Annotated in this window: 7 protein-coding genes; 1 reads left to right on the forward strand and 6 read right to left on the reverse strand. The window is 38.6% G+C overall.

The window, feature by feature from the left end; translation table 11 throughout:
- Positions 1–178: 178 nt before the first annotated feature.
- The 5 genes from V7K89_RS08245 to V7K89_RS08265 form a co-directional block, all read right to left on the reverse strand.
- On the reverse strand, positions 179–610 hold the full coding sequence (locus V7K89_RS08245) for a hypothetical protein (protein ID WP_335186080.1): 432 nt from the start codon (positions 608–610) through the stop codon (positions 179–181).
- Between the two features lie 66 nt (positions 611–676).
- Positions 677–1,513 carry a hypothetical protein gene (locus tag V7K89_RS08250; RefSeq protein WP_335186082.1) on the reverse strand — a complete coding sequence of 279 codons (837 nt, stop codon included), beginning with the start codon at positions 1,511–1,513 and terminating at the stop codon, positions 677–679.
- A 191-nt stretch (positions 1,514–1,704) separates the two neighbouring features.
- Positions 1,705–2,583, reverse strand: a complete 879-nt coding sequence (locus tag V7K89_RS08255) for a DUF7226 domain-containing protein (RefSeq protein ID WP_335186084.1) — start codon at positions 2,581–2,583, stop codon at positions 1,705–1,707.
- Between the two features lie 2 nt (positions 2,584–2,585).
- On the reverse strand, positions 2,586–2,993 hold the full coding sequence (locus V7K89_RS08260; RefSeq protein ID WP_335186086.1) for a prevent-host-death family protein: 408 nt from the start codon (positions 2,991–2,993) through the stop codon (positions 2,586–2,588).
- Between the two features lie 517 nt (positions 2,994–3,510).
- Positions 3,511–4,326, reverse strand: coding sequence for an SDR family oxidoreductase (locus V7K89_RS08265; protein WP_335186088.1), 816 nt, complete (start codon positions 4,324–4,326; stop codon positions 3,511–3,513).
- Between the two features lie 375 nt (positions 4,327–4,701).
- Between V7K89_RS08265 and V7K89_RS08270 the strand changes: the two genes are divergently transcribed.
- Positions 4,702–5,928, forward strand: a complete 1,227-nt coding sequence (locus V7K89_RS08270; RefSeq protein WP_335186089.1) for a cytochrome P450 — start codon at positions 4,702–4,704, stop codon at positions 5,926–5,928.
- Positions 5,929–5,994: 66 nt separating this feature from the next.
- On the opposite strand, the gene V7K89_RS08275 is transcribed toward V7K89_RS08270, so the two are convergent.
- Complete coding sequence (locus V7K89_RS08275) at positions 5,995–6,390, reverse strand: DinB/UmuC family translesion DNA polymerase (RefSeq protein WP_335186091.1); 396 nt, start codon at positions 6,388–6,390, stop codon at positions 5,995–5,997.
- Positions 6,391–6,419 lie beyond the last annotated feature (29 nt).

Below are 6,419 nucleotides of genomic sequence, written 5' to 3' on the forward strand. Positions count from 1 at the left end.
TACCCCTTAATGACCAAACCCCGCCACGAATTACGCAAGCAATTGCAAACTGCTTAACCCACAAGTGTTTCGGTTTTTCTTAGTGCCATTCGGCTATGTAACCAATTGCTACAGTAACGAGCTATAGCATTCGTCATTACAATTCATCTCAATGACACAAATCTCCGATATTTCTAATCTAAGGTTGAATTAGAGGTTGTTGGGATTGCTGAGTATTACATTCAGCTACCTTATTGCTAACAATTACATAACTCGTACCTACCAGTGCAAGGCTAACTACAGCAGCAGCAACAATATTCCAACGCTCACCGAATGGTTTTTGTTTAGAAGCTATTCCTAGTTGCTCCTGTATATATTTGATAGCTGATGCTAAAGATTTACGAGTGATTTCATGCCAAATTGTAATAGTTCCGCGCTCATCACTTTTTAAATAAGCGCATAAATAACCAGGACTTGATTTATCTTCTTCGATCATGAGTGAATAAGCATCCACTAGCTTCACTATCAAAGTTTTTTTGCTTCCTAGCCGACGTGTATTCGGTTGTAGCCCATTTGATTGCAATATCTTGATTGCATCTTCCATTTCTATAGCGTTTCTTTCTAATATCATTTTGTCCCCTTAGACCATTTGAACGAAAGCTTTCAAAATCTTGTATTGATAATTTTCATCTTCAACCTAATGGGAAGTTTGGGTCACATTCCAAACTTTTTGGATAATATCATCAATACTGAAGCCCTCCTTTTTCAATTTTTTCACTTGCTCTTTGTCTTCATCAATAGAATTTTTGACAACGACACTATTTTTAATTACTTCTTTTAACCAACTCCAATCATCACTCTCAACCCACCAGTCTATTGTTTGAGCAACAAAAGCAAAATTTCTCAGATAATATACATTCACATTACCTTCATTTTTTTCTACTTTTTCACCAGAGTTCACTTTATAAGCACTAGCCATCATGTTCCTGACTTTATTAGTAAATGTAGTAATTATCCAAGAAACACTTAAGCCGTAAGAGCCAATCAACCATTCTCTAATTGTTATTTTTTGATTTTCATCAAATAATTTTGAAACTTTTAAAGTATACTTTTCCCAGAAAGGTATTTGGCTTACCATTTCGCCTAAGTGAGCTAATCTTTTATTAATCAAGGTACAAACTTGGAAACTTAGCCACTCTCCCAAACTTTCATAGAGTTCTTCTGCCGCCAGTTCATCACAAAAACTATAGAACTCATGAAGCTGCTCCACATCTGCAAGGTGTAAGCCTTCATATTCAATTAACTTAATTCCAGAAAGTTGAATTTTATCTTGGGTTATAGTGAGTACGTTGTAATCAGCCCTATTAGATATTTTTTTATTAGGATTTGAAGGTATATCAGTTAACAAAATTTCTACAATATCTTCTAAAACAACTCTGCCATTCGCTCCTTCTCTTTGGGAGTAAACGCGGACTATCTGCTCTTGACGTGCAAATACATTCTGGTAAATGTAATTATTTAAAATTAATTCCATAGCTTATTTCTTTCCATTGGTAATGTTTATACTTACTTAAAAATCTTATGCAAGTATGCAATCTAAATATTTTTACTGTCATTTATGGCTCAAGACCCATAAATTAATTTTTCAACATAGCCAAAAATTTCAAAAAGCTCGCATCAGTTTTTTTTATAAATGGTTGGCTATAAGCCTCTAAAAAGTTATATTTAGTCAGTGTCTGCACCATCCAGTACTTCAGCAAATAACATTGGAATTGTAAGCTGTACCCCTGATTCATGGATACGGATAGGAATTCCTGACTTTTTAGATATCCACTTTATCCAGTTTTTTAAAGTCTGTGAGCGACGATTACTAGTATCTGCGTCTTTTAATACCTCTGGAAAAGTAAGCTCTTTAACTACTTCATCATTTAAAACTAGCACACTATTTAGTTGTGATTGTTTTAGTGAGACTGCATCAATAATCCGCCAAACAGGAGGGTAACTTAACATAGCTTCAATAAGCAGTCTGACTTGTAAATCTTCATTAGGTGCTTCAGCAATCAATCTGCCCTTTTGGGTTAATTCAGTCAGCCATTTATTGCCCTGACGCATCCTTGTAATCAGCTTGAGTGCTTCTAAAGCCTGTTTTGCATACTGTCCATGTCGAGAAATATATACGTCTTTCTTTCCTCTATTACCTAATTTATAACCTAACTCATAAGAGTCTGTTATTCCTTGATCAATAAGTAAAATAGCCTCGATTATTTTCTTAGGTTTATCATACTGGGGAATAGAATCTACACAGTTCTTATCATCCCAATCATCTTCAATCGTAAACCTTTGCTTAAAAATATCTGCCGCTTTCATTTTGATATCGATTAGTAATATTTTCTTTTCTTCTAAGTAAGGTTTGTAAAATAAATTGCAATATAAACCCGCGATTTCATTAGTATTAATATCGTAAAAATTTGTTTTGCTCAAATGTCCATCTTGCTTAAGTATTTCTAAAAAATGATTAATCTCTTGGCAGGCTTCAGGTGGATAATAGCCTTGTAAATTTTTTATTTTATTTTGAAGTTCTGGGGTAGATACTATCTCAAACATGATTACTTCTCCTGAGTTAAACTTCCAACTTCAATAAGACCGCTATTAATAGCAAGTAGTTTATCTGCAACTTCTGACACTGGAATCGGAAGATAGGCAATCAACCGAGGGCTGACGAATGCAACCGCTCTCCGTGTATGATAGGTTACATAAATACAATCAACATCAACTTGTAAATGCTCCCAGCATTCGGTTAGATGTAACCGAAAATCTGACAATGACATCTCTTCACTTTTATTGATGGCATTATCTAAGAGAGCTTTTTCCAAATCCTTTAAAGGCACTAAGAATCCAACTACTTGCCCATAATAAGTAGCAGCAATTCTTTTCATCCCTAACTGCACCTGACGCTTGAACTTCGGCAGGCTTTCTCTCAGGTCTGATAATGGAAGCTGCTTGAAAGAACTCACGCTTGTTTTCCTCTTACTTTTGTAGTACAAACATACTGGCAAATGCTTCTGAAACTACTATATTAGACAAGATACCATTGTGCAACAAGTTTAGCAAGTTGTGTATGTTTTACATTTATAAGCTATAACTATTGCTACACACTATCTACAGCATATTGATTGTTGATAAACGTTAGTTACCAGAGCGATAAGCCTGACGCTATGGCTACGCTTACCGCCTACAGTAGGACGTGAGCTAATGGAGACGCTAGCGCGAACGGCGATCGCAGATGTAATGATCGGAACTCTAGTGCAAGTCTACAATCTCATCTCCTGGCAGTGGCAACCCGAAGTAGTGAAGGACTACTCTTAACCAGGGGAGTTTCTGGTGGTGCGCTGTGGGGGGCGGGTGCTTTTATGTGTTGAGTGGGGAGTGTGTGGCGGTAGAGAGTTGGAGTGGGTGAGGAGAGAGATGTACTAAACTGTACTGTGGAGTAGTAAAAATCATCTACTCGCCACGCAGTTTCTGAAGTTTTGGTTACTTCTGGATAGCAGTTGACTTGCGAACGGTCGCAGCAGTTATACGATCAACCAATCCTGGCATAATTAGCTTTGCCCAAGGGAGTATTTTACCTTTCAACGTCATGATGTGTTCTCTTTTACGCCGCTCCATAGCCCAGATAATTTGATGTACACACTCATCTACTGACATATTGCCTTGCGTTTCATCACGCGGACTTTTGCCTAATGGTTTTCCATCTGCTCCCAAGGCTCGTTGCCGAATATCTGTGGCGACAAACCCTGGTGAAACAACCAATACATCTACTCCTGTTGAGTGCAATTCCATCCGCAATGTATCAAAGAAGCCTTGCATGGCGTGTTTACTGGCAACATAACCTGTACGAGTTGGAACACCTGTTTTGCCACAAATTGAAGAAATCGCCACTAATAATCCTCGACTAGCTTTTAGGTAGGGTAGAGCATAATGAGTACAATAGACCGCACCTAAATAGTTGACCTGCATTACCCGCTCAAAAATTGATAAATCTGTCACTTCATCAAAGCACGTCAGCATTCCAATTCCGGCATTGTTGATGAAAATATCAATCTGCCCAAATACGGTAATTGCTCTCTCTATCAACTGCTGGCAAGCAACAGCATGAGTTACGTCTGTAGCTACTGCAATCACCTTCTGTGTATGATTTGTGCAAGCAGTCAGTGTCTGTTCTAATCCTTCTTGATTACGAGCCGCTAGGACTAAATTTGCATCTTGTTGGGCTAACGAGATTGCCAGCTTTTGCCCAATTCCTGCTGATGCACCTGTAAGAACAATGGTTTTATTAGCAAAGCTCATAATCAATGTTTCCAGTCAGAAGATTGCCTATTGTAGAGCTTTATATTATCAGTCAATTTGCTTTTTTCTTTACAGCTAGGCGAAGATTTGGGGGATTGGTAAGCATTTGAAATGCTGGCTGTTCTTTGGGGGTTATCCTTCTCTGGTTCTGGCACAAACCCGAAATAAATCCCTAGCCTTCGTGGCTGGATCGTGGGCGTAGTCGATTATTCGTTTTAATAAGGCTGGAGATTTATTTTTATGGATCTCCCCTACTGGAGCGGTTGATGCCTCTGTTGGGTAATGGTTTCCCGTAATTTTTATACTTTATTCGTGGAATAGGTTCATAGTAAGCTGAATGAGCAAGTGCCTTGAAAGTAAGTGTTCTTGGGACAAATGACATCATTAACTAATCCAGAAAAAGACCGATATAATCTAACTGCCCCAGAAGTCTTTGCCAATCCCTATCCTACTTATCGTCGGATTTTGCAACAAGAGCCTGTTTACTGGAATGATTTTTTAGGGGGCTGGTATCTGATGCGTTATCAGGACGTTGCATTTGCAATGCAAGACAAACGGATTTCGGCTAAACGTCCGCCAATTAGCAAATTATCCCAATTAGAACAACAGAATATATTTCCACTTTTGGAAAATTTATCAAAGTGGATGCTGTTTTGCGACCCCCCAGAACACACACGTCTACGTGCGCTATTTAATAAAGCATTCACTCCTCATATTATTGGCAGTATGGCACCCAGTATTCACTCTTTAGTAAACCAACTTATCGATAGTATTTATAAACGGGGTAACATAGATATTATTCATGATTTAGCTTACCCAATACCTGCAATCGTTATTGCACAAATGCTGGGTGCAAATTCCGAAGACTACGAACACTTTAAGAAATGGTCATCAGATTTAGCTAAATTTTTTGGACTGTTCCGTATGGATACAGAAATTTTGACTAATGCTAAAAAAAGTCTTCTGGAAATGAAACAATACTTCCACTTCATACTGGAAGAACGTCGTTGTCAACCCCAAGATGATCTCATAAGTAGCCTCATCTTTGCACAAGAGAAAGAAAATTCACTCTCAGACGAAGAATTTTTATCAAATTGTGTTTTCTTAACCTTTGCAGGCCATGAAACTACCACTAACTTAATTGCTAATGGCTTACTTGCTTTACTCGCAAATCCCAGTCAGATGCAAAAGTTAAAGAATGACCCTTCCTTAATCACAACTGCTGTGGAGGAGTTTTTGCGCTACGATAGCCCAGTACAACGGCAAGCCCGCATAGCACTTACCGATCTCGAAATCAATGGTCAACAAATTCGCCAAGGGCAGCGCCTATTTCTAGCGATTGGTGCTGCTAACCGTGACCCTGAGCAATTCTTCAATCCCGACAAATTAGATATTACACGTTCACAAAACCCACATTTAGCTTTTGGCAAAGGAACCCACTTTTGCCTCGGCGCATCCCTCGGCAGACTTGAGGCACAAATAGCTATAAATACCATTGTCCAACGCTTGCCTAATCTGCGGTTAGATACAGATCAGATTGAATGGTATGAAAACCCTTCCTTGAGGGGCATGAAATCAATGCCTGTTGCTTTCAATTTTTGAAATACTTCCCTTGAAGTGTAATAGATTTTTGTTTTAGGTAGAGCCATAAAAATAGAACTAAGTCAATCACTCCCAAGTAATATCTGCATTCTGAAATAATGGCAATTGAATCGCTTGGGTTTGTTTAGCGTTATCAAGGTTAGACAAAGAAATCCCCAACAATCTGACACTACGATTCTCCAGTTCAATTGATAAAAACAGTGTTTTGGCTATCTCAAAAATCGTAGAGAGTTCACTGATGGGAGCAAGCATTGTCTTACTGCGGGTTAACTGCTGATAGTCAGAAAACTTGACTTTCAGAGTTAATGTGCGGCCTCGCGTTTCGTGCTGCTTTAACCGTTGCTCGACGATTTGAGCAATCTGTTCGAGTTCCTGCAACATTTCACTATGATCACTTAATCCCTCTTTTGTTACTACGGGGAGAGTATAATCAGGAAGGAAACCGGAAATAGTAATTAGCAGGGATGGTTACGCCACGCAGAGAAGCAGTA

Source organism: Nostoc sp., from assembly GCF_036917515.1.
Taxonomy (GTDB): Bacteria; Cyanobacteriota; Cyanobacteriia; order Cyanobacteriales; family Nostocaceae; genus Nostoc.

Bases quoted from the DNA above. Each gene is read 5' to 3' on its own strand.
- V7K89_RS08245 (WP_335186080.1), bottom strand. From the start codon at position 610: ATGATATTAGAAAGAAACGCTATAGAAATGGAAGATGCAATCAAGATA.
- V7K89_RS08250 (WP_335186082.1), bottom strand. From the start codon at position 1,513: ATGGAATTAATTTTAAATAATTACATTTACCAGAATGTATTTGCACGT.
- V7K89_RS08255 (WP_335186084.1), bottom strand. From the start codon at position 2,583: ATGTTTGAGATAGTATCTACCCCAGAACTTCAAAATAAAATAAAAAAT.
- V7K89_RS08265 (WP_335186088.1), bottom strand. From the start codon at position 4,326: ATGAGCTTTGCTAATAAAACCATTGTTCTTACAGGTGCATCAGCAGGA.
- V7K89_RS08270 (WP_335186089.1), top strand. From the start codon at position 4,702: ATGACATCATTAACTAATCCAGAAAAAGACCGATATAATCTAACTGCC.